Here is a 20,791-nt window from a genome sequence, read left to right on the forward strand (position 1 = left end):
CGGACGCGTCCGACACAAAGCACGAGTCTACCTTCCGGGCGCGGCCTCGCGCCAATCAACGAGGTGGGCCGGGGATCAGCACCTGTCCGTCGCGGACCCAACCCAACAGGCCCCCCGCCAGGCAATAGGCGTTCAGTTGCTGATCGCGTAGCAGGTGAGCCACTGCGGCCGCATGAGCCGGCGTGGAACTCACCACGATGATGGCCTTCTGGGCGGTGTCGGGATCGAGCATCGCCAGCGGATCGTCGCCCCAGATCGCGTCCATCGCCGACGGCTGCAGATCGGTGACCGCGATCAGCCTCGACCCGGGGATGTGACCGCGTTCGTACTCGGTCCGGCTGCGGATGTCGATGATCGCACCACCCTTGGCAAGCATGCCCAAGGCGTCCGGAACCGAGATCGTCGATTCGTCAGCGGCCGGGGGCTCCTTGCCGAAGAAATCCCGGAAACCCATCGTTACGCCCTCTTTCTATATGCCTCGGGTCCTGGCAGGCGACTGCCTGCCTCCATGGTTCCACAGGCCCAGCTGACCGGCGATCGCGGCGGCGTTGGTGGTCACATCGCAGCGGCATTGGTGGTCACAAGGTGATGAGTCTGATCGCGATCGCGATCATCACCATCCCGATAACCAGATCGATGAGCCGCCAGACCCCGGGCCGCCCAAGCGGACCGGCCAGGGCCCGGGCTCCGTAACCGAGGGCCGGGAACCAGATGAGACTGGCCAGGCAGGCGCCGAGGGTGAACCACCAGCGATCGGGGCCGTGCTGGTTGGCCAGGTTGCCGAGCATCACGACCGTGTCGAGGTAGACGTGCGGGTTCAGCAGCGTGATCGCCAGAGCACTCAGCACGATCGACCGCGACGGCGAGCTCTCGCGCATCTCGAGCGCTTGCGGATGCATCGCCGAGCGAAACGACGTGAACGCGAACCACAGCAGATAGGCCGCGCCCGCCCACTTGAACACCGTCAGGACGACCGGGTGCGCGGTCACCAGGGCTCCAACCCCCAGCGTGCCGGCAATGATAAGGACGAAGTCGCAGGCCGCGCAGATGCTCACCACGACGCCGACATGCTCACGGCGGATACCTTGTCGCAGCACGAAGGCATTCTGGGCGCCGATCGCGATGATCAGCGAGAATCCGGCGAGCATTCCCGCGATGGTGGCAGTCATCGAACCTCATTCTGGAGCAGACCTCGGATTATGCCCCAGCCGGGCATCCCGGACGGGCGGTTCCGCACTGCGGCCCGCGCGGCGCCGCGGCCGAGTAGGCTCGCGGCATGAGTCGATTCCCGCAGCGAACCGCCTCGGCGCTGGTCATCGTGGACGCGCAGCAGCACTTCGCCGAACAGATCCCCGGCAGCGTGAACACCCTGGTCGTGATGGCCGACCTGGTCGCCCGGGCGCGGCTGGCCGCGGTGCCGGTGATCTGGCTGCGACGCGTCGACGCCGCGCTGCGGGTCGGGGAGCCAGGATGGCAACTGGCCGACGAACTCACGCCCATTCCGGGCGAGACGCTGATCGACCACCGCTGGGATGACGGTTTCATCGACACCGATTTGGCCGGCGAACTCGAGGCAGCCGAGGCGGGCCAGTTGTGGCTGGCCGGGCTCGGCTCCGACCACGGCGTAGTGCAGACCTACCTCGGGGCGGTGCACCGCGGCTGGGACGTCACCTTGATTGAGGACGCTCATCTGGCTGCGCCCGCTCGCTTCGACGACTGCGATTTCAGCGGACGCCAGCTGGCCGCCTTCGTCAATCGGATGGTCTGGCTCGATCTCGACCCCGACGTGACCGGGAACCTGGTGGCCGCGGCCAATGTCGACTTCGGCAGCGGCGACGAACCCGACGACCTGGACCTGATCAGCCAAGCCGAGCAGGACGCCGAGGACGACTCCGATCTGGGCGTTGAGATTCCCGGGCAGATCTGAGGGTCACAGACGCTGATTGAGCCAGGCCATGTCCTGGCACTGATCCTGCACGCTGCCGTGGGTCTCCAAGATGGTCGGCGCGGCCGCCTGGCGGACCACGTCCACCAGCAGCTGCGGATCGATCTGGCCCTGCCCCAGATGGGCATGCCGATCAGCGCCCGACCCGGCGGCGTCCCGGGAGTCGTTGAGGTGCACCAGATCGATGCGCCCGGTGATCGCGCGCAGCCGCCCCACGATGTCGGAAAGATCCTCGCCGGAGGCATGCGCATGGCAGGTGTCGAGGCAGAACCCCACCCGATCGAAGTCGGAAGCCGTGCCGATCGCCTCCCACAACCTGGCGATGGAGTCCAGATGACGGGTCATGGCATGTGAGCCACCGGCGGTGTTCTCGATCAGGATCGGGCAGTCCAGGTCCAAGCCGTCGACGGCCTTGAACCAGTTCTCATAGCCCTGCTCCGGATCGTCGTTCGCGGTGACATGACCGCCGTGCACGATGACCCCGCGTGCTCCGATCCTGGCAGCCATGCTGACATGCTGCTGCAGCAGTTTGCGGCTCGGGATGCGGATCCGGTTGTTGGTCGACGCCACATTGATCACATAGGGAGCGTGCACGTAGATGCCCACCCCGGCCGACTCGGCGGCGTCCCGCAGCGCCTCGGGCCCGGCAGGATAGCCGAGCTTGGGGGTCTTCCAACTCTGCGGATCGCCGATCAGCAGCTGCACGATGGGCGCGGGGCAGGCTGCCGCTTCGCCGATCGGATCGGACTGGTCGACCGTGATGCCGAGTTCGAAGGTCATGGGCCAACCATATGGTCGCAGAGCAATGGCCACCGGCTGGCCCACGCGTGTCAGACTGGCGGCGTGGGGAGCTGGCTTGGCGAATACGTGAACGCGCTGATGGGCACCGTCGGCTGCGGACTGGCCGTCGACTCCTCCTGCGCCGCACAGCACCTGGCGCAGTTCGCATGGGCGGTTCCGGTCGGAGTCGGCGTCGTGGCCGGCATCTCACTGATGGTGGGGCAGTGGGCCCTGCTGGCGATCAACCGGGTCGGACGCTGGCGCACGCTGCTCACCCTCGTCGCTTCCGGGCTCGGGACGCTGCTGGCCGCGGCCATCGAGGCTGCCCTGGTGACCGGCCTGGGCTGGCTCCTGCTGGGTGGCTCACCGCGGATCGGCGCCGTGCTGCCGAGCGTGCTGATCGCCTTCGCCCCCTACTGGCTGGGCTTCCTCGTCGTGCTGCCCTACACCGGGCCGGGGGTGGCACGCATCGTGAAGGTCTGGCATCTGCTGTTGCTGTGGCAGCTGCTGCGTCCGGCCTTGGGCGTGGGCAGCACAGCTGCGCTGGCTGTCGCAGCGGCCGCGTGGCTGGCCGCCGAGGCGATCGACGTTGCCATCGAGCGTTCTCCGATCCGGCTGCGTGAACGGGTGTTCTGCCTGGTCAGCGGCTCGCCGGGACTGACCGGACGCGACCTGATGGCATCGGCGAAGATGGGGGAGCCACGATGATCGGGCAGATCGTCGCGATCATCGTGGCCGGCTTGGTGATCGCGGGGCTGATCGCCCCCCGGGAAGCGCTGAGCTGGTGGCGGCGCGGCGAGATGGACGAGCCGACGATCCGCTGGCCATCGCTCGACGAGGCTTTCGGGCATCCGGGCGACCAACCCGACGATGCGGTGCCGGCGGCCCTGCCCGCCGAACAGGGGCACTATCTGGTCTATCTGTCGGGCCTCGGCATCAGCGGCCCAGATGAGCTTCCGGTGGTCGAAATCCCCCTGGTCGAACGAGTCGCCGAACGCATCGGCCGAACCCGGGTGATCTGGCAGATCTACCCCTACTCGGTGGCCAACACGGCCCTGACCCAGGGCCGCCGGTTCAGCCGCGTCTGGCAGGCGTTGGCACGCTGGAAATTCGAGAAGAACCGGCTGAGGGCGCTGGCGTTCGGGATCAACCTGCGCAATGCGTTCCAGATGTTCGTCAGCTCCGACCGGCGCTACGGCCCGGTCTTCAATCTGGCCATCGCCGATCAGATCGCTGCGGCACTCATCCGCAACGGCTATGCGCCGGAGCATCGTCGTCCGGTCACCCTGCTCGGCTGGAGTGGCGGTGCCCAGATCGCCGCCGGGGCAGCCTGGTACCTGGCTGCGCTGGGCATCCCGGTGCGGGTGATGTCGATGGCGGGCATCCTGTCCGCCGACCCCGGACTCGACCGCGCCCAGCAGATCTGGCACCTGCGTGGCGACACCGACAAGGTACAGAGCCTCGGGGTGCTGTTCTTCGCCCGGCGCTGGCCGGTCTTCCGCGATTCGCCGTGGAACCGGGCCCGCCGCGACGGGCGGCTGGAGATCATCAGGATCGGCCCGCTCAAACACGCCGGCAAGGGCGGCTACTTCTCGGCGGCCCCGCTGCTGCCTGACGGGCGCGAGCCCCGGGAGGCGACCGTCGACCAGATCGTCCGGGTGCTGGTCGAAGCCGGTCTGGCCACCGACCGGGCCGCTCCCGAGCGGGGATGACCGCCGGTCAGCCCAGCTGAAGGCCGTGCAGATACAGCCAATGCCCGTCGACCTTCTCGAACCGGGACCGCTCGTGCACCTGCCCTCTGCCGGCGGGTGAGCGGTAGTAGGCGATGAACTCGACCATGCCATCATCGTCGAACGGACCGCCGCGGCTGGCCAGCACGTCGAGGCGGTACCAGTTGAGTTCGGGGTCGAGATCAATGGCGCGCGGTCTGGTTGCCGGATGCCAGGTCCGCTGCAGGTAGTCGGCATCCCCGACGGCGAACGCCGAGAAGCGCGAACACATCAGCGCCTCCGGCGTCGGCGGGTTGAGTCCCTCGTCCAGAAAGCGCCCGCAGCAGGCACCCCAGGTGCCTCCCGAGCAGCAGGGGCAGCGTACGGCTGGTTCGGGTCGGGCTCTCATGACTGGCTGTCTACTCCAATCCGATCGCGTTCGCCAGGCGGGCACCGGCCCATAACAGATGAATTCGCCGATGGCTAATCCGGCAACGAGCATGGAAACTGTGCTGTTCGCACATCAAGCCATGGGAAAATCGGACCAACCACCCGAAGAAGGCAGGCGTCGATGATGACTCAGCACCACGGCGTCTCCAACAAGACGAGTATGTCCGAAATGAGGCGATGATGGTTCCCGTAGTCAGCCCTGCATGGTTGGAGAAACACCCCGAGGCCGTCATCGTCGACCTGCGCTGGGCGCTCGGCGCCACTACCGGATACGAGAGCTATCTCGAAGGTCACATCCCCGGAGCGGTCTTCATCGACCTCGATACCGAACTGTCCGCTGCGCCGACCGTCGAGGGTGGACGCCACCCGTTGCCCGATCCCGCCGACTTCGCCGCCGCCATGAGCCGGGCCGGCATCTCGGACGATTCCACGGTGGTCGCCTATGACGACGCTGGCGGCTTTTCCGCCGGACGTCTGGTGTGGATGCTGCGAGCACTGGGTGTCGAGGCCGCGCTTCTGGACGGCGGCCTGCACAGCTGGCCGCATGCTCTCACCACGCAGATCCCCGATCCTGCTGAGGGGTCGTTCACCGCGCGCGGCTGGGACGAGGGTCAGACCGCCACCATGGACGAGGCCGTTGCCGGACCGTTGGTGATCGACGCCCGCGCCTCCGAGCGCTACCAGGGCACGACAGAGCCGACCGGGGTGGCCGCGGGCCACATCCCTGGCGCGCTGAACGCCCCGCTGGGCGACAATCTGGACTCCAACTTGCGCTTCCGCACTCCGCAACAGTTGCGGGAGCAGTATCAGGCCATCGGTGTCACTGACGCCGCGCAGGCGATCGTCTACTGCGGGTCGGGAGTGACCGCCTGCCACGACCTGCTGGCGATGGAATATGCCGGCCTGGGTCGCGGACGACTGTTCGTGGGCTCGTGGTCGGCATATGCACCGTCGGGACGCCCGATTGCCACCGGCGCAGAGCCGGGCGAACGGGGATAGCACCGTATGGAGACCTTCGACCTCATCCTGCTGGTGCTGTCCGTGGTCCTGGTGTCCGCAGTGCTGGATCAGTTGCTGACCCGACTCGCGCTGCCGCTGGTGCAGATCATGATCGGCGCACTGCTGGCATCAGTGGTCGGTGAGCCCCTGCACATCTCGACGAGCCCGGAACTGTTCCTGGTGCTGTTCATCGCCCCGCTGCTCTTCGATGAATCGCGCAAGATCAACAAGCAGATGTTCGTGCGCAACCTCGGCAGCATCCTGTCGCTGGCGATCGGTCTGGTGCTCGTCTCGGCGCTCGCCATCGGGTTCGCCCTCAACTGGCTGGCCCCGACCATTCCGCTGGCAGGCGCGTTCGCGCTGGGCGCGATGCTCGGCCCCACCGACGCAGCCGCCGTGACCGCGCTGTCGCGAAGCCTAGAACTGAACACGAGACAGAAGTCGTTGCTGTCGGGTGAGGCCCTGATCAACGACGCGTCCGGCATCGTCTCCTTCCAGTTCGCAGTGGCAGCCCTGGTAACCGGCGCTTTCCACCTCGCCGAAGCCGGCGCCTCGTTCGCAGTGTCATTCTTCGGTGGGCTGACCACCGGTGCGCTGCTCGGCCTTCTCGCGGTGATCATCCTGCGCTCGGTGCGCGCGATCGGCCTGGAGAGCACCGTCTTCCACGTCGTCTTCGAGGTGCTCACGCCGTTCATCATCTTCCTGGTCACCGAGGAGATCCATGCGTCCGGCATCCTGGGCGTGGTCGCCGCGGGCCTGGTCATGACCTTGTTCCCGCAGCTGCGCTCCAGCTATCAGGCGCGCGTCAGACTCGTCTCGTCCAGCGTCTGGGAAGTGCTGACATTCGTCATCAACGGCGTGGTCTTCGTGCTGCTGGGCATGCAACTGCCGTATGCGATCGAGCATCCGTGGGAGGACGCCACCAATCCGATCAGCCTCGTCATGCTCATTTTCGCGGTGACGTTCATGTCGGTGGCGCTGCGCTTCGGGTGGATTCTCGTGATGGAGATCCTGCACAAACGCAAACTGAGCAGGACGGTGCCCGGTACCGAACTGCTGAACTCCCAGGTGGTTCGCGACGCGGCGGTCACCACCTTCGCGGGTCCCAAAGGGGCGGTGACCCTGTCGATCTCCTTCACCCTGCCCTACACGATCGCGGACGGCAGTCTGTTCACCCAGCGTGACGAGCTGATATTCCTGGCCTCCGGTGTCATCCTGCTGACGTTGCTGCTGGCCAACTTCGTGGTGCCGGTGCTCGCCCCCAAGGCCGACAATTCCGGCGAGGAACAGAAGCTGGCGCGCATTCACGTGGAGATCTTGAACAGGGTCGTCCGGGCGCTACGTGAACAGTCGACCGCGGCCACCGCGATGCCGGTGTCGATCGTGGTCAACGAGTACAAGCTGCAGATCCGCGAACTGTCCGAGGACGACGAGCATGCCGCGGTGCTGCAGCAGCTGCGCACCGAGGTGATCGCCGATCAGGAGCTCTACCTGCAGGAACTGAAGGACACCGACGCCATCGACCCGGAGACGGCACGTATTTGCTCGGTCATCCTGCGACGCAATCTGTCGGTGGTGTCGACCGGAAAGCGTCGCGGCATCTTCACGTCCTTGATGCGCACTCAGGCGCTGCAGTGGAGACTTCGCGGCCAGCGTCCGGACGAGCTGCGGGAGAGCGCCCGGCGTTCCGGCAAGACCAGGGACGCCCAGATCCTGCTCGAGGTACGGGCGGTGCAGTACCTCGGCGGCGTGGTCGACCACAGCGTCGCCGAGCGCGCGAAAGCGGCGTCGCGGCTGAAGACCGATCACGAGGTGCTGTTGCGGATGTACCGCAGGCAGCGTCAGATGGCCGGTGATGCGCAGGGCCGCGCCAGCGAGGACCGTGCCCAGCTGTGGGAATCGATCCGCACCGTCGAGGAGGAGGGCTTCCGTCTCGAGCTGGGCTTCATCCAGGACATGTACGAGGCCGGAACCTTGAGCCGTGCGCAGGCCACCAAACTGCGCGACAGTGTCTATCTGCTGCAGCTCAATGCGGCCGAGAGCCACCACTGAATCCGGTGCCGGTTCATCCTGACCCGGTAAGACCCTGGTGCCCACCCTCGCGTGAGCATGCCTCCGCCGGCCGGGGGCCGTCAGCCGAGCAGCGCCTCGACGACCAGCCTGGACGTCTGGCTCACGATCTGGCGTCCGGCTTCGTCGGAGACGTTTCCATCGCTGAGCACCGCCAATGAGTAGGCCGCGGTGGCACTGCTGATGTAGCCGATCGAGTTGTTCGTCCAGGTGGCATCGAAGTCATCGGTATCGGAGTCGAGGCGATCGTACTGCCGCTGCGGGGAGCCGGCGCCATCCTGGGCTTGCGGCCAGTCGGCCTCATCGCCTCCGGATGTGCCGGGGTACACCGGATCGTCCAGCCAGCCATTCTTCAAGGCGATGGACGGCCCGGCCGGCGCGCCGGAGCTGACGCCCCAGACCTGCTCCAGGTCGACGTCACGCATCAGTCCCAGCAGGAAGGCGCGATGCCCTGCCGAGAGCAACTCACCGTCGACCAGCACGTCGAGCAGCAGCAGTTGGTCGCCGGCTGTGGTCGAGGTCAGCCCCCACGCACCATCGGGATCGGTAGTGGTGTGGCTCATCCCGGCAGCCGCGAGGAACAGCTCCAGGCCCGGCGAGCCGCCGATGAGCTCCCACAGCATCTCCTGGGCGTCGTTGTCCGAGATCGTGATCGCGGCCGTGGCCAGTTCTTCCTGCTCGGTGGTGAACTCCAGCCAGGGGTCCTGCTCGATCTGCCAGAGCAGGGCGGCGACGGTGGCCACCTTGATGATGCTCGCCGCCTCGTAGCCGGTCCCGTCATTGCGCGAGCAGGTCACCCCGGTCTGGTAGTCGTGCACTGCGAACGCCACCTTATCGGTTCCGGAGCCGGAGAACTGGGTCTCTGCGGCCATCAGGCGCTCTGTCTGGGTACGAGCCTGGTCGCTGTCCGGCAGCCGGCAGCTGAGCGCACCGATCGAGACCACCGTGCTGCCGTCCCCCGCGTCTCCGACGCTGCTGGTGGTCGGGGGATCGGCGATGTCGGTGGGCACGCCACAGCTGCTCAGTAGCACGGCTGCCGCGCAGGCCGTCGCCCAACCTTGAAGTCTCATCGTCTGCCCTCCGGGTACCGTACCCTAACCTGCGAGCCTGTGATGCGTCGGCGCTGACCGGCAGAACACGGCTGTCGGCAGCTCATCCCGCTAGCCGAGGCGGGTGCGGCCGGCAACGGGGAGATCGCGGACGAAATGCCGTTCGGGCAGCCCGAATGGTGCTCGTGGCGCGTCCGGAACGTGCCGCCATCCCCAGTGCTGGTAGATGCCGATGGCCGGTTCGTTGACGGCCAAGACCCACAGGTTCGCGCGGCGGCAACCCAACGCCGCGAGACTGCGCAGGGCCGAATCATGCAGCGCCCGGCCAATGCCTTGACCCTGATAGCCGGGATGCACGTAGAGCCGGGAAAGCAAGCCCTCGCCGTCGATCAGCTGCCAGGCGATCACCCCGGCCGGGTTCCCTGCGCAGCGGGCCAGCAGGGTGGTCGCGCCGGCGGCCTGCAGCGTCCGCCACTCGTCGCGCAGGGTCTCATCACTGGGAAACGGGGTGCTGAAGTACCCCGCATAGGCGACCTCCATCGACGCGCGATGCGGGACGATCAGTGCCTCCACATCGGTGGTCTCGGCGATCTGCACACGGCAGGGCACCGGCATCAGAAACCGATCTCGTCGAGTGAGCGCACCCAGATCTCGGTCACCGGCGGTGCGCCGTCGCGGCAGAGCTGGCAGACGGTGAGGTTCGCGGCGCTGCCGCCGGCGATATCGGTGACCGGATTGTCTCCGATCATCAACGCCCGCTGCGGTGACGTCGACATCCGCGCGCAGGCGGCCTGAAAGGCTCGCAGATCGGGTTTCGCGGCCGGCAGATCACCACTGGCGAGCATCACCAGGCGCTCGTCCAGCAGGCCCAGCCCGCGCATCTTACGAGTCTGATAGTCGGTTTCGCCGTTGGTCAGGATGCCGACCCGGCGTCCCGAAGCCAACGCTCGCTGCAGGGCAGCTTCGGCGTCCGGGAACGGCCGCCAGTTCGACTCGTAGATCGCCCGCAACTCGTCGAACGCATCAATGGCCTTGTCGAGCGGCCAATCGGCGGCCCCTGGCAGGAAGTCGCGGACCCGTTGGGCGCGCTGGCCGAGCAGGTCGAGCTCGCCGGCGGTGTACCTGGCGAACCAGTGGACCTCGAGTTCCTCCCAGCGCCGAGCGCTCTGGTCGGGGCTCAGGTGCCAATCAGTGAAGCCGGAAACCCACTCGCGAACCGCCGCATCGCGAGTCGAGCCGTAGTCGCTGAGGGTATCGTCCAGGTCGAAGAAGACCGTGTCGATGGTCTCGGCAACCCGGTAGCGAGGTGAACTCACGCATCCGGCTCGGGCTCGTCCGACACGACCGGAATGACGTTCACTTTCGGTGGATGCAGGATCGAGCGCGCCACGTTGTAGTAGCCGTAACCATCCAGCAGTTTCGCCGCCTGTTCGTCGGTGAGGTTGTAGGCATGGGCGAGCATGCGTACCTGTTCGGTGTAGAAGGCGTGCAGCTTGGCGACTCCTTGCAGGAACTCCAACCTGTCAGTCATCTGCGTTCTCCTTGTGATCGGGGTGTCGCAGCAACTCTATGCCGCCTCCCGATCACCGCAGTTCCGAGCACTAAGGTGGACGCGACAGTCAAGCCCGCCGCGAGGGGTATCTCCATGCCGAAGAATCATCCGTTCGCCGACCGCTGGAACCACAACTCCCAGCAGTATCCGCGGGTCGCCGAGCTGATCGCCGACTGCCCGCTCGTGCTGGACGTCGGCTGCGGCGAAGGCACCCTGGCCCGCTACCTCGCCGAACAGGGACACCAGGTCGTCGGGATCGACCCCGACTCCCGGGTGCTTCCCGACGATGGTGAGAACACCCACTTCATGATCGGAGACGCCACCGGGCTGCCGTTTGCGGACGACTCGTTCGACGCCGTGGTCGCCGTCATGGTGCTGCATCAGACCCGGCTGGAGTTGGCGCTGGTCGAGATGCGCCGGGTGCTGCGCCCCGGTGGCCTGCTGGTGGACGTCGGATACGCACGCAACAAGGGAATCGGCGAAAGGCTGCGGTCAGCAGCCGACATTCCCGGCGACCTGGTGGCACGCATCGGGGCGACCAGGTGGGAACCCGACACCATCAAGATGGACGCGCTGCAGGGCTGGTCCGAGACGCGCGACGCGATCCAGGGGATTCTGCCCGGTGCGAGCTGGGAACGGATCAGCGGCTGGCGCTATCTGTCGGTCTGGCGTCATCCCTGAGGGCTGCCGACGCGCGGCCGCCTCGCGGTCTTGTCGCCGGTGGGGCGGCCTCCCGCCCCGCAGCGGGGAGTCAGAACCCGGGGGCCGGCGTCACCGCGGGCTTGCCGTCCAGCACGGCAAGGACATTCGCGGCGGCCAGTGCGGTCATGGTGATGCGGGTCTCCACTGTCGCCGAACCGAGATGGGGCAGCAGGACGACGTTCTCCATGCCGAGCAGCCCCGGCTCGATCGCCGGCTCGTGCTCGTAGACGTCCAGCCCAGCGCCCGCCAGATGACCCGACTTGAGGGCCTCGACGAGCGCCTTTTCATCGATACAGGCCCCGCGGGCGGTATTGATGATGTACGAGCCCGGCTTCATGGCCGCCAACCGCTGGGCATCGAGAATGTGATGGGTCTGAGGAGTCAGCGGGCAGTGCAGGCTGATGACGTCGCTGGTGGCGACCAGCTCATCGATCGGCAGGCCGACGGCCTCCAGTTCGCTGCGTGCGGGCTCCTTCATCGGATGCTCGCTCGCGTAGGCGATCCGCATACCGAACGCCTTGCATCGCCGGGCCATGGCGGTACCGATCTGACCCGCGCCGATGAGGCCGATCTGCATCCCCTGGATGGCGTGGCCGAGCATGAAGGTGGTGCGATAGCGCCACGGTGTGCCGGCCCTGACCAGGCGCTCGGCCTCACCGAAGCGCCGGGTAACCATCAACAGCAGACCGAACGCAGTGTCGGCGGTGGAGTCGAACAGCACCCCGGGGGTCGTCGTGGCCACGATGCCGCGCTGCTTGCACAGCTCGAGATCGATGTTGTTGAATCCGGCGGCGATATTGGCCACCACCTTGAGCTGCGGTCCCGCAGCGTCCAGGAACTCCCGGTCCACCCCGTCGGTGAGCACGCTCAGCACGGCGTCGGCGCCGCTGACCTGGGCGAGCAACTCGGCGCGCGTGGGTGGCTGTTCGCCGGTCCAACTGCGGATCTCGTGGCCGACGGCGCGCAGTTCGTCAAGACCCGCCTCGGGAACGGCGTCGGTAATGCAAACCTTAGCCATGACTCGTCTCCTCGCATGATGATGCAACCTCGTGCCGACGGATAGCGTCCACGACGACCGGAGCCTCGTCGGTGCCCACGCTCCTGATCCGCCGCCCGAGTTCAAATCTAGGGCCTGCGGCACTCGTGCGTCCTGCCAACCTCAGGTCTTGCGCCATGTCAGGACGAATGGCCCCCCGCATCAGTGCCCAGATGGGGCCCGCTAAGCTGTCCGCCATGCAGATAGGCATTCCGCGCGAATCGCTGCCCGGTGAGCACCGGGTTGCTGCCACACCAACGACGGTGCCGCAGCTGATCAAATTGGGCTACACAGTGGTCGTCGAAACCGGCGCAGGTCAGCGCGCATCTTTCCCCGACTCGGCGTTCGAGCTGGCTGGGGCTCAGCTCGGGTCGAAGACCGATGTCTGGGGCTCCGACATCGTGCTGGCCGTCAACGAGCCGAGTGTCGACGAACTCGAGTCCATGCGCAGGGGTGCGGTGCTGATCACCTTCCTCAATCCCCGGCAGAACGAGGCACTGCTCGACGCCCTGCAGGCTCGCGGCGTGACGGGCATGTCGATGGACATGGTGCCGCGTATCTCGCGCGCCCAGTCGATGGACGCGCTGAGCTCAATGGCCAACATCTCCGGTTACCGGGCAGTGGTCGAGGCGTCCTACGAGTTCGGGCGCACCTTCGGCGGTCAGGTGACTGCGGCCGGCAAGGTCGCCCCCGCGAAGGTCTTCGTCATCGGCACTGGGGTGGCCGGCCTGGCCGCGCTGGGGGCCGCGAACTCCCGCGGCGCCGAGGTTTACGCAACCGATGTCCGGCCGGAGACCGCCGAGCAGGTCGAATCGATGGGAGCCACCTTCCTCAAGGTGCGCACCGCGACCAGCGATCAGGGTGTCAGCTCCGACGGCTACGCCAAGGAGACCTCGGACGACTACAACGTCCGCGCCGCCGAGCTCTACATGGAGCAGGCCAAGAAGGTCGACATCCTCATCACGACCGCGGCGATCCCGGGGCGTCCCTCGCCCAAGCTGATCACCGCCGAGATGGTGGCGGCCATGAAGCCGGGCAGCATCATCGTCGATCTCGCGGCACTGGGCGGCGGCAACTGTGAACTCACCGTGCCGGGTCAGAAGATCGTCACCGACAACGACGTGACCATCATCGGCTACACCGACCTGGCCAGCCGGCTGCCGGCCCTGGCCAGCCAGCTCTACGGCACCAACCTGGTGAACCTGCTGAAGCTGGCCACTCCCGAATCCGATGGACAGATCGTCATCAACTTCGACGACGAAGTGCTGCGCAATATGACGGTCACCCGCGACGGCGAGATCACCTTCCCGCCGCCGCCGATCCAAGTCTCGGCTGCCCCCAAGCCACAACCCGACAAGCCGGAACTGCCCAGCGGGATGGTCGAGGAGCCCAAGCCCCCGAAACCGTGGTGGATCAGCTTCGGGCTGGTCGCGGTGCTGGCGGTCGCGGCGATCGCGCTGCTCACCTTCGCGCCGCCTGCTTTCGTCCGGCTCTTCGGGATCTTCGCGCTCGCCCTGGTGGTGGGCTACTACGTGGTCTGGAATGTGACCTCCGCGCTGCACACCCCGCTGATGAGCGTGACCAATGCGGTCTCCGGCATCATCCTGGTGGGTGCGATCAGCCAGCTCGGCAATGACAGCATGGCCATCAAGATCATCGCGACGGCAGCCGTGCTGATAGCCAGTATCAATGTTTTCGGTGGGTTCACCGTGACCCAGCGCATGCTCACGATGTTCCGGAAGGGCTGATCGGCGATGCTAGCCAATTTCGTACAGGCGACCTACATCGTCGCCGGTGTGCTCTTCATCTTCGCGCTGGCGGGCCTCGCCAAGTTCGAGACCTCGAAGCGCGGCAACGCCTTCGGCATCCTGGGCATGGTGCTCGCCGTCGGCGCGACCATCACCGCGGTCTGGGCGCCCGAATCGTGGCGCGGCGCGGACTGGGCCGATCAGATGCCCAGCTTCGTCGGCAAGGGCGGCGTGGTTCCGCTGGTCCTGCTGATCGTTGCGATGCTCATCGGTGCGGTCATCGGGTTGTTCAAGGCGACCCGGGTCGAGATGACCGGCATGCCGCAGCTGATCGCCCAGCTGCACTCCTTCGTCGGTCTGGCCGCGGTGCTCATCGGGCTGAACGTCTTCATCGAGACCCGCCAGGAACTGCTGGCCGGGCACCAGATCGAGTCGGTCGGGTTCCATCTCGCCGAGATCTGGATCGGCGTGTTCATCGGTGCGGTCACCTTCACCGGTTCGATCGTGGCCTGGGGCAAGCTGGCCGAGAAGATCTCGTCGAAGCCACTGACGCTGCCGGGACGCAACTGGATCAACCTGATCACCGGGGTCGGCATCATCGCCTCTGGTGTGTGGTTCCAGAACTCACACTCATGGTTCCCGCTCATTGTGCTGACCCTGCTCAGCCTGTTCCTGGGCTTCCACCTGGTTGCCGCTATCGGCGGTGCGGATATGCCGGTGGTCATCTCGATGCTGAACAGCTACTCCGGATTCGCGGCTGCCTTCAGCGGTTTCGCCCTGGGCATGAACGTGCTGATCATCACCGGTGCCCTGGTGGGCGCTTCGGGCGCGATCTTGAGCTACATCATGTGCAAGGCCATGAACCGCTCGTTCATCTCGGTGATCCTCGGTGGTTTCGGCACCACCGCTGCGGCCACCTCCGAGGGGCCGGCCGGTGAGATCCAGGAGGTCAAGGCCGACGAGCTGGCTTCCTGGCTCGCCGATGCGCGTTCGGTGATGATCACTCCCGGCTACGGCATGGCGGTCGCGCAGGCCCAGTATCCGGTGGCCGAGCTGACCAAGCGGCTCACCGAGGCCGGCGTCCAGGTGCGATTCGCGATCCACCCGGTTGCCGGACGGCTGCCCGGCCACATGAATGTGCTGCTCGCCGAGGCCCGCGTGCCCTACGACATCGTCTACGAGATGGACGAGGTCAACGACGAGTTCGACGAGACCGATGTCGTCTTGGTGATCGGTGCCAATGACACCGTCAACCCGACCGCGATGGAGCCTGGCACCCCGATCTCGGGTATGCCGGTCCTGCACGTCTGGGAGGCCAAGAAGGTCGTGGTCTTCAAGCGGTCGATGAAGCCCGGCTATGCAGGTGTGGAGAACCCGCTGTTCTTCCTGGACAACACCTACATGCTGTTCGGCGACGCCAAGGCGTCGGTGGACTCCATCAACTCCGCGCTTCCTGCTGCTGAGGCACGCCCGGCCATCGGCGCGTAACCAATAGAGCCGAGTCTGTTCAGGCCCGGTCGTCCTTCGCGGGCGACCGGGCCTGATGCGTTGCGAGGTCAGGACTGCAGCTGGGTCACTTTCGGGACCATACCGTTCTGGATTCCCCACAACACCGCTTGACTGCGCCGTTCGACACCCATCTTCCGGTAGGCCGAGCGGATGTACGACTTCACCGAGTTGATGCTGAGATAGCACATGCGGGCGATGTCCTCGTTGGTCACGCCCTGGGTGATGAGCGCGACGATCTCGGCCTCTCTGGCCGAAAGGCCTTCGGTCTGGCCTGGCCACCGCCCGCGCGCCAGCTCGGTGGCGAGATCTCCCAACTCGATCACGCACTCCCCGTCATGAGCCCGGACGAGCGCGTCCGCGAGTTCGCCGGCCGACAAGGCCTTGGACAGGTAGCCGTCGATGCCCAACCCGAGAGCCTGCCGGACTCTCGGCTCCTGCACGTTCCAGCTGTAGATCACCACCCGGTCATATCTCGGGTCAGTGATCAGCCGGGTCACACCCGCAGCCTCCTGTGTGGCCGCGAAGGCATCGAAGAGAACCACATTGACCGACTGGGCCGGCTTGGCCACGGAGTCGATCTCGACGACATCCAGACGCGGATCGTCCCTCAGCAGTTCGGCGACTCCCCGGACCACCACCGGGTAGTCATTGACGATGGCAACAGTCACCGGCGCGAATTCGTCCATGACTCATTGTTGCTCACAGGTGTATCAGGCCGGCACTGCCACCCAGCCAGCACGGTCGGGGCCGTCAGCGCACGGACTCAGAAGACCGGACGCCCTCCGGTGACGCCGACCACCGTGCCCGAGACGTAGGACGCTTCGTGCGGACTGGCCAAGAAGACGAACGCGCCAGCCAGCTCGGCCGGCTGGCCAGGTCGTCCGAGCGGGGTGTTGAGCCCGAACTTGGGCATGCTGTCGCCGCTCTTGGTGGCTGGCTGCAGCGGCGTCCAGATCGGGCCGGGAGCCACGGCATTCACCCGGATTCCGCGGGGCCCGACCTCTGCGGCGAGATTGACGGTGAAGTTGTTGATGGCCGCCTTGGTCGCCGCGTAGTCGATGAGTGGGGTCGAGGGATCGTAGGCCTGAATCGACGAAAGATTGATGATGCTGGCGTGCTCGCCCATGTGTGTGAGCGCCTGCTGAGTCATCCAGAACATCGCGTAGAGGTTCGTCTTGAAGATGCGATCCATCTGGTCAGTCGTGACGTCGGCGATCCCGTGTTCCCGCCGGGCCCACTGAAAGCCGGCATTGTTGACGAGAACGTCGAGTCCTCCCAGCAGGTCGGCAGCGGTGTCCACCACGCCGCGCGCGGTTGCTTCATCGGTGATGTCGCCGGGCAGCAGAAAGCAGCGTGCTCCCGATTTCTCGATCCAGTTCTGGGTGTCTTCGGCGTCGCTTTGTTCCTCAGGAAGATAGCTCAGCGCCACGTCGCAGCCCTCCCGAGCGAAGGCGATGGCCACTGCCCGGCCGATTCCCGAATCGCCGCCGGTGATCAGGGCCTTCATGCCGGGTAGCCGGTTGCGTCCGACCCAGCTTTGTTCGCCGTGGTCGGGCCGCGGGGACATCTTGGAGGTCAGGCCCGGAGGCTGCTGTTCTTGGGCAGGGATTCCGTTGCTGGTGGTTTCGCTCATAGTCCCAGTCTCAGTGGTTGATCCGGACCACGAAACCCCCGTACGGGTGGGATTCGGGCGCTCGTGACTCGAATCCGTCCGGACCAATGGGGGGTTCGCGGTAAGGACGCACTTAGCGCGATGCGCCGAGCCCACGGAATATCGGGCGTCCAGGGGGTGTTCCCCTAGCACGAGAGATGCGATCGCCTGGCTTGGATCACGCGAGCAAGCGCAGGCCGTTGCACCGGTACTCAAGACGTTAGGAGAGAGAGCCATGACAGTTTCTGCCCCTCAGAAGTCGGTGAACGCTTTCCAGGCCTCGAGCGAACTGGCAGCCAATCTGCAGGCCGTGCTGGTCGATCTGATCGCACTGGACTTGGTCGGAAAGCAGGCTCACTGGAACATCGTCGGGCCGAACTTCCGCGATCTGCACCTCAACCTGGACGAGCTGGTCCATGTTGCTCGTGAGGGTTCGGACGACATCGCCGAGCGCATGCGCGCCACCGGCGCTGCTCCCGATGGCCGCCCCGCCGTAGTCGCCGCGCTGACCACGCTGCCGGAATTCCCGCAGGGCGAAATCAGCACGCATGATGCGATCGAGCGGATCGTGGCCTCGATCAATGCGGCGGTCGGCACCATTCGCCGGGTGCATGACCAGGTGGACCGCGAGGATCCGACGACGTCGGACATCCTGCACAAGTACATCGAGGACCTCGAGAAGCAGGCGTGGTTCATCGGCTCCGAGCTTCGTCAGCCCACGGTCCGCTGACCTGGCACCGGCGACCATAAGACCAAACCACCAGACCAAACCACCAGACCAAACAGTGCGGCTCCGGCTCATATGAGCCGGAGCCGCACTGTTTGGTGCACTCGATGAGGGCGATCGGACAGCGTCGCGGTTAGCTGGCGGCAGAACTGCTGCGTGCCTTGGTGTTCTTCGGATGGCGCAGTTCAGCTCCGACGAACCAGGCCTGCTGTTCCAGCGCCGCAATGTAGTCGTGCAGGATGTCTGCGGAGGTCGGATCATCGCTGTCGACGCTGTCGTGAACCTCGCGCATTGATGCGACGGTGGTGTCGATGGCTACCACGATCAGGTTGATCGCATCGTGGGTGTCGATCTCGCCGGGCGGGAAGTCCGGGATGGCTGTCGCGCCGGCCACGGTGCTGGGGCGTCCGTCCGGCGTGGCGTGCAGCGCTCGCATGCGCTCGGCTACCTCGTCCGAACCCCGACGGGCAACGGCGACGACCTCGTCCAGATTCAGATGGAGATCTCGGAAGTTTGCGCCGACGATGTTCCAATGGGCCTGCTTAGCGACCAGCTGCAAGGCGATGAGATCCACCAGGACTCGTTCCAGATCGCGCGCCAGCGCGGCGGACGCCTTGAATCCGCCTTCGGCATTCTGAAAGCTGGTCACCTGGACGGATTGCGACTTGGATGGACTGATTGTGCTGGTCATCTGGTATCTCCGATCTGATCGACGAGATGTATCTGTGCACCACCGTGACTCGGCTTTTCTGGGGGGACCGCGGCCGGGCCACGGTGGTGCTTGCCCACCGAGCGGGGGCTTCGGCGGGCAGGGCCTGGGCGTGGGCGTGGCATAACTGTGCGAGCGGGTGAATCTCACAGTCGTGGAGAACGCACACGTCATATGCGCACAGGCTCATAGCGCAACAGTGCCGGTCCGTCGGCGATCGTAATACACCCCTATGGGTGGAATCGGTCAAGCTATCTATTGTGTTTGAATGATCGCGATAGCTGCGGCCAGCCGATGATCCTGCCTACCGCCATCCGCGTTAGGGATGGCCGGTTCGTTGTATGACCGTCATATGCTGGATGTAGCCGATCAAAAACAAGGGAGCGGATTCCGAGTTTTTGGTGCTAGTTCAGATCGGAGGTCAGATATCGAGTGTTGTCTGAATTGTCCGGAGAGCTGACCGCCATGTGGTGCCCCTGAGGCGATTGTGGATGTACTCTGCGTGGGCGTAACTGCTCGTCAGCGCGCAGTGCCTTGGGCTTTCTGTCAATACCCCTAACCTGAGAGCGAAGGAAAATTATGGGATTTTTCGGCTGGATTATTTTGGGACTTATCGCAGGTACGATCGCCAAGACGATCCTGAAGGACCGCGCCCCCGGAGGGTGGCTCGGATCGCTCGTCGTAGGTGTCATCGGAGCGGCGCTCGGTGGCTGGATCGGTAGCGCAATCTTCGGTGTCGGACTTGAGAATTTCTGGAGTCTGCAGACTTGGCTCATCGCCATCCTGGGTGCCCTGCTGGTGCTGTTCATCTACGGATTGCTCGGCGGCCGCAGGCGCGCCTAGTAGTGTGTCGCTGCTAAGTGTTTGGGTATAGGTGGTGAAGTTTGATGCGGGCGTCGGTCGTGGTGAACTGCCAGCGGACTTGGCGCTCGTCGTCGTTGGTTGCGGCCTGCCAGGCGGCGAGTTCGGTGTTGAGGATGTCGAGGTCGTCGATCCGGCGGGTCAGGCACTGGCGGGTCAGGGCGGACAGCTCGATCTCGGCGATGTTGAGCCAGGAGCCGTGCTTGGGTGTGTAGTGGATCTCGAGCCGCTCGGCCAGCGCGCGTGCTTTGGCTGGCTCGAACGCTTCGTAGAGCGAACCGAGGGTGTGCGTGTTGAGGTTGTCCATGACCAGGACGACCCGTTGCGCGTCGGGGTAGTCGACGTTGAGAAGCTGATCGATTTCCGTGGCCCAGTCGATCCGGGTCCGCTGCGCCCGGGCGTCGACCCGGCGGCGGCCGGCGAGGGGCTCGACCCACACGAAGATCGAGCAGGTGCCGTGCCGGACGTACTCGGAGTCTTCTTTGAGGTCGTGGCCCGGGCAGGCAGGGATCGGATCGCGGGCGTGGCCGAGGAGCTGGTATGGCTTTTCGTCCATACAGACCACCGGAACGGCCGGGTCGTAGGGGCGGTGGTAGACCTCCAGCACGTCCTCCATCCGCGCGACGAACTCGCCGTTGGCTTTGGGCGGGATCGTCCAGCACGCTTTCAGGTGAGGACGAAGCCCCCTTTTTTCAGGGTCCGACCGATCGTGGAGTGATCCAGCGGCCCGATCCCGTCGGTGAGGGCCACGTGTTTCTCCAGCAGCCGCAGCGACCACCGGTCATACCCTTCCGGTGGCCTTGTGCACGCCAACGCGATCACCCTGGCCTCGACATCCCCGGTCACTTTCGCTGGCACCGGCGGCGTGACCCGCTTCTTGCGGTGGATCACCGCATGAACATCCCCGCCAGAGGCCGTGAACTGCTTCGCGATCAGATACACCGTCTGTATCGACACGCCCACTCGCTCCGCGACGACCCGCCTGTGCGGCACCGCCCTGGCGTTCTCGTCGAGCTCGAGCAGAACCCGCGCCCTCATGACCGTCCTGACCGGGTGCGCGCCACGCGAGACCACCCGCGTCAACGACGCACGATCAGCATCCGTCAACTCAACGACATGATCCTTCGGTCTGGGCATCACGCGGCTCCTCCTGATCGATTATCGGTCAGGAAACAGTCAAGCCTCAACATACACAAATCATTAGCAGCGACACACTACTAGTACTCGCGTTTGACGCCTTGACGCTACCGGCGCATTAGCCGGGCCACGAAAGAAGTCGCGCCCGCAGCCTCGA

At 65.7% G+C, this 20,791-nt stretch carries 23 protein-coding genes and 1 pseudogene; 10 read left to right on the forward strand and 14 right to left on the reverse strand.

The genetic code is table 11. The annotated features are described in order from the left end of the window. Positions 1-55: 55 nt before the first annotated feature. Positions 56-454, reverse strand: coding sequence for a rhodanese-like domain-containing protein (locus QUE25_RS07195; protein ID WP_286268451.1), 399 nt, complete (start codon positions 452-454; stop codon positions 56-58). A 124-nt stretch (positions 455-578) separates the two neighbouring features. Beyond that, entirely contained in the window at positions 579-1,169 is a 591-nt protein-coding gene (locus QUE25_RS07200; protein ID WP_286263511.1) for a LysE/ArgO family amino acid transporter, read from the reverse strand. A gap of 107 nt (positions 1,170-1,276) precedes the next feature. Here QUE25_RS07200 and QUE25_RS07205 point away from each other — a divergent pair, with 107 nt between their 5' ends. After that, positions 1,277-1,927: a cysteine hydrolase family protein gene (locus QUE25_RS07205; RefSeq protein WP_286263512.1), complete on the forward strand. Its 651-nt coding sequence runs from the start codon at positions 1,277-1,279 to the stop codon at positions 1,925-1,927. Positions 1,928-1,930: 3 nt separating this feature from the next. On the opposite strand, the gene QUE25_RS07210 is transcribed toward QUE25_RS07205, so the two are convergent. Beyond that, positions 1,931-2,725 carry a deoxyribonuclease IV gene (locus QUE25_RS07210; protein WP_286263514.1) on the reverse strand — a complete coding sequence of 265 codons (795 nt, stop codon included), beginning with the start codon at positions 2,723-2,725 and terminating at the stop codon, positions 1,931-1,933. Positions 2,726-2,788: 63 nt separating this feature from the next. On the opposite strand from QUE25_RS07210, the gene QUE25_RS07215 reads away from it, so the two are divergent. Together QUE25_RS07215 and QUE25_RS07220 are read left to right on the forward strand one after the other, a co-directional pair. Next, positions 2,789-3,433: a hypothetical protein gene (locus QUE25_RS07215; RefSeq protein ID WP_286263517.1), complete on the forward strand. Its 645-nt coding sequence runs from the start codon at positions 2,789-2,791 to the stop codon at positions 3,431-3,433. Next, complete coding sequence (locus tag QUE25_RS07220; protein ID WP_286263519.1) at positions 3,430-4,437, forward strand: hypothetical protein; 1,008 nt, start codon at positions 3,430-3,432, stop codon at positions 4,435-4,437. Before QUE25_RS07215 ends, QUE25_RS07220 begins: the two co-directional genes overlap by 4 nt. 7 nt (positions 4,438-4,444) lie before the next feature. Here the strand turns inward: QUE25_RS07220 and QUE25_RS07225 are convergent, their stop codons facing one another. Further along, entirely contained in the window at positions 4,445-4,843 is a 399-nt protein-coding gene (locus tag QUE25_RS07225) for a YchJ family protein (RefSeq protein WP_286263523.1), read from the reverse strand. A gap of 221 nt (positions 4,844-5,064) precedes the next feature. Between QUE25_RS07225 and QUE25_RS07230 the strand changes: the two genes are divergently transcribed. Together QUE25_RS07230 and QUE25_RS07235 are read left to right on the forward strand one after the other, a co-directional pair. Then, positions 5,065-5,883 (forward strand): sulfurtransferase, encoded by an 819-nt coding sequence (locus QUE25_RS07230; RefSeq protein WP_286263525.1) that lies wholly within the window; start codon positions 5,065-5,067, stop codon positions 5,881-5,883. Positions 5,884-5,889: 6 nt separating this feature from the next. Next, complete coding sequence (locus tag QUE25_RS07235) at positions 5,890-7,935, forward strand: Na+/H+ antiporter (RefSeq protein WP_286263526.1); 2,046 nt, start codon at positions 5,890-5,892, stop codon at positions 7,933-7,935. An 80-nt stretch (positions 7,936-8,015) separates the two neighbouring features. On the opposite strand, the gene QUE25_RS07240 is transcribed toward QUE25_RS07235, so the two are convergent. The 4 genes from QUE25_RS07240 to QUE25_RS07255 all read right to left on the reverse strand — a co-directional run bounded on the left by QUE25_RS07240 (position 8,016) and on the right by QUE25_RS07255 (position 10,533). Continuing rightward, positions 8,016-9,023: a serine hydrolase gene (locus QUE25_RS07240; RefSeq protein ID WP_286263529.1), complete on the reverse strand. Its 1,008-nt coding sequence runs from the start codon at positions 9,021-9,023 to the stop codon at positions 8,016-8,018. A gap of 90 nt (positions 9,024-9,113) precedes the next feature. Continuing rightward, positions 9,114-9,611: a GNAT family N-acetyltransferase gene (locus tag QUE25_RS07245; protein WP_286263530.1), complete on the reverse strand. Its 498-nt coding sequence runs from the start codon at positions 9,609-9,611 to the stop codon at positions 9,114-9,116. A 5-nt stretch (positions 9,612-9,616) separates the two neighbouring features. After that, positions 9,617-10,318: an HAD family hydrolase gene (locus QUE25_RS07250; RefSeq protein WP_286263532.1), complete on the reverse strand. Its 702-nt coding sequence runs from the start codon at positions 10,316-10,318 to the stop codon at positions 9,617-9,619. Next, positions 10,315-10,533, reverse strand: a complete 219-nt coding sequence (locus QUE25_RS07255; RefSeq protein ID WP_286263534.1) for a hypothetical protein — start codon at positions 10,531-10,533, stop codon at positions 10,315-10,317. The genes QUE25_RS07250 and QUE25_RS07255 overlap by 4 nt, the downstream gene beginning before the upstream one ends. A 114-nt stretch (positions 10,534-10,647) precedes the next feature. On the opposite strand from QUE25_RS07255, the gene QUE25_RS07260 reads away from it, so the two are divergent. Then, a complete protein-coding gene (locus QUE25_RS07260) occupies positions 10,648-11,235 on the forward strand; it encodes a class I SAM-dependent methyltransferase (protein WP_286263537.1) in 588 nt (195 codons plus the stop codon). 70 nt (positions 11,236-11,305) lie between these two features. Here the strand turns inward: QUE25_RS07260 and QUE25_RS07265 are convergent, their stop codons facing one another. Beyond that, the gene (locus QUE25_RS07265; RefSeq protein WP_286263539.1) at positions 11,306-12,274 is read right to left on the reverse strand and encodes a 2-hydroxyacid dehydrogenase; all 969 of its coding nucleotides are present in this window, start codon (positions 12,272-12,274) and stop codon (positions 11,306-11,308) included. A gap of 215 nt (positions 12,275-12,489) precedes the next feature. Here QUE25_RS07265 and QUE25_RS07270 point away from each other — a divergent pair, with 215 nt between their 5' ends. Then, positions 12,490-14,040 (forward strand): Re/Si-specific NAD(P)(+) transhydrogenase subunit alpha, encoded by a 1,551-nt coding sequence (locus tag QUE25_RS07270; protein ID WP_286263540.1) that lies wholly within the window; start codon positions 12,490-12,492, stop codon positions 14,038-14,040. 6 nt (positions 14,041-14,046) lie between these two features. Then, positions 14,047-15,528, forward strand: coding sequence for an NAD(P)(+) transhydrogenase (Re/Si-specific) subunit beta (locus QUE25_RS07275; protein WP_286263542.1), 1,482 nt, complete (start codon positions 14,047-14,049; stop codon positions 15,526-15,528). Positions 15,529-15,596: 68 nt separating this feature from the next. Here the strand turns inward: QUE25_RS07275 and QUE25_RS07280 are convergent, their stop codons facing one another. Next, entirely contained in the window at positions 15,597-16,235 is a 639-nt protein-coding gene (locus QUE25_RS07280; RefSeq protein ID WP_286263544.1) for a response regulator transcription factor, read from the reverse strand. Between the two features lie 77 nt (positions 16,236-16,312). Further along, on the reverse strand, positions 16,313-17,182 hold the full coding sequence (locus QUE25_RS07285; protein ID WP_286263546.1) for an SDR family oxidoreductase: 870 nt from the start codon (positions 17,180-17,182) through the stop codon (positions 16,313-16,315). Positions 17,183-17,435: 253 nt separating this feature from the next. Here QUE25_RS07285 and QUE25_RS07290 point away from each other — a divergent pair, with 253 nt between their 5' ends. Then, on the forward strand, positions 17,436-17,930 hold the full coding sequence (locus QUE25_RS07290) for a Dps family protein (RefSeq protein WP_286263548.1): 495 nt from the start codon (positions 17,436-17,438) through the stop codon (positions 17,928-17,930). Between the two features lie 130 nt (positions 17,931-18,060). Here QUE25_RS07290 and QUE25_RS07295 read toward each other — a convergent pair whose 3' ends face one another. Then, on the reverse strand, positions 18,061-18,618 hold the full coding sequence (locus QUE25_RS07295; protein ID WP_286263549.1) for a Dps family protein: 558 nt from the start codon (positions 18,616-18,618) through the stop codon (positions 18,061-18,063). Positions 18,619-19,215: 597 nt separating this feature from the next. Between QUE25_RS07295 and QUE25_RS07300 the strand changes: the two genes are divergently transcribed. Further along, entirely contained in the window at positions 19,216-19,479 is a 264-nt protein-coding gene (locus QUE25_RS07300; protein ID WP_286263551.1) for a GlsB/YeaQ/YmgE family stress response membrane protein, read from the forward strand. A 138-nt stretch (positions 19,480-19,617) separates the two neighbouring features. On the opposite strand, the pseudogene QUE25_RS07305 reads toward QUE25_RS07300, so the two are convergent. Together QUE25_RS07305 and QUE25_RS07310 are read right to left on the reverse strand one after the other, a co-directional pair. After that, positions 19,618-20,275, reverse strand: a pseudogene (locus QUE25_RS07305) (IS630 family transposase); the annotation flags it as partial. Beyond that, positions 20,164-20,634, reverse strand: coding sequence for a helix-turn-helix domain-containing protein (locus QUE25_RS07310; protein ID WP_286263556.1), 471 nt, complete (start codon positions 20,632-20,634; stop codon positions 20,164-20,166). The gene QUE25_RS07310 and the pseudogene QUE25_RS07305, both read right to left, overlap by 112 nt. Positions 20,635-20,791 lie beyond the last annotated feature (157 nt).

The organism is Brooklawnia propionicigenes, assembly GCF_030297015.1.
GTDB classification, from domain to species: Bacteria; Actinomycetota; Actinomycetes; order Propionibacteriales; family Propionibacteriaceae; genus Brooklawnia; species Brooklawnia propionicigenes.

Excerpts from the sequence above, each read along its gene's own strand:
- QUE25_RS07270 (WP_286263540.1), top strand. The coding sequence starts at position 12,490 with ATGCAGATAGGCATTCCGCGCGAATCGCTGCCCGGTGAGCACCGGGTT.
- QUE25_RS07220 (WP_286263519.1), top strand. The coding sequence starts at position 3,430 with ATGATCGGGCAGATCGTCGCGATCATCGTGGCCGGCTTGGTGATCGCG.
- QUE25_RS07195 (WP_286268451.1), bottom strand. The coding sequence starts at position 454 with ATGGGTTTCCGGGATTTCTTCGGCAAGGAGCCCCCGGCCGCTGACGAA.
- QUE25_RS07210 (WP_286263514.1), bottom strand. The coding sequence starts at position 2,725 with ATGACCTTCGAACTCGGCATCACGGTCGACCAGTCCGATCCGATCGGC.
- QUE25_RS07285 (WP_286263546.1), bottom strand. The coding sequence starts at position 17,182 with ATGAGCGAAACCACCAGCAACGGAATCCCTGCCCAAGAACAGCAGCCT.
- QUE25_RS07260 (WP_286263537.1), top strand. The coding sequence starts at position 10,648 with ATGCCGAAGAATCATCCGTTCGCCGACCGCTGGAACCACAACTCCCAG.
- QUE25_RS07240 (WP_286263529.1), bottom strand. The coding sequence starts at position 9,023 with ATGAGACTTCAAGGTTGGGCGACGGCCTGCGCGGCAGCCGTGCTACTG.
- QUE25_RS07300 (WP_286263551.1), top strand. The coding sequence starts at position 19,216 with ATGGGATTTTTCGGCTGGATTATTTTGGGACTTATCGCAGGTACGATC.
- QUE25_RS07310 (WP_286263556.1), bottom strand. The coding sequence starts at position 20,634 with ATGCCCAGACCGAAGGATCATGTCGTTGAGTTGACGGATGCTGATCGT.
- QUE25_RS07295 (WP_286263549.1), bottom strand. The coding sequence starts at position 18,618 with ATGACCAGCACAATCAGTCCATCCAAGTCGCAATCCGTCCAGGTGACC.
- QUE25_RS07200 (WP_286263511.1), bottom strand. The coding sequence starts at position 1,169 with ATGACTGCCACCATCGCGGGAATGCTCGCCGGATTCTCGCTGATCATC.
- QUE25_RS07280 (WP_286263544.1), bottom strand. The coding sequence starts at position 16,235 with ATGGACGAATTCGCGCCGGTGACTGTTGCCATCGTCAATGACTACCCG.
- QUE25_RS07265 (WP_286263539.1), bottom strand. The coding sequence starts at position 12,274 with ATGGCTAAGGTTTGCATTACCGACGCCGTTCCCGAGGCGGGTCTTGAC.
- QUE25_RS07275 (WP_286263542.1), top strand. The coding sequence starts at position 14,047 with ATGCTAGCCAATTTCGTACAGGCGACCTACATCGTCGCCGGTGTGCTC.
- QUE25_RS07225 (WP_286263523.1), bottom strand. The coding sequence starts at position 4,843 with ATGAGAGCCCGACCCGAACCAGCCGTACGCTGCCCCTGCTGCTCGGGA.
- QUE25_RS07255 (WP_286263534.1), bottom strand. The coding sequence starts at position 10,533 with ATGACTGACAGGTTGGAGTTCCTGCAAGGAGTCGCCAAGCTGCACGCC.
- QUE25_RS07205 (WP_286263512.1), top strand. The coding sequence starts at position 1,277 with ATGAGTCGATTCCCGCAGCGAACCGCCTCGGCGCTGGTCATCGTGGAC.
- QUE25_RS07235 (WP_286263526.1), top strand. The coding sequence starts at position 5,890 with ATGGAGACCTTCGACCTCATCCTGCTGGTGCTGTCCGTGGTCCTGGTG.
- QUE25_RS07290 (WP_286263548.1), top strand. The coding sequence starts at position 17,436 with ATGACAGTTTCTGCCCCTCAGAAGTCGGTGAACGCTTTCCAGGCCTCG.
- QUE25_RS07230 (WP_286263525.1), top strand. The coding sequence starts at position 5,065 with ATGGTTCCCGTAGTCAGCCCTGCATGGTTGGAGAAACACCCCGAGGCC.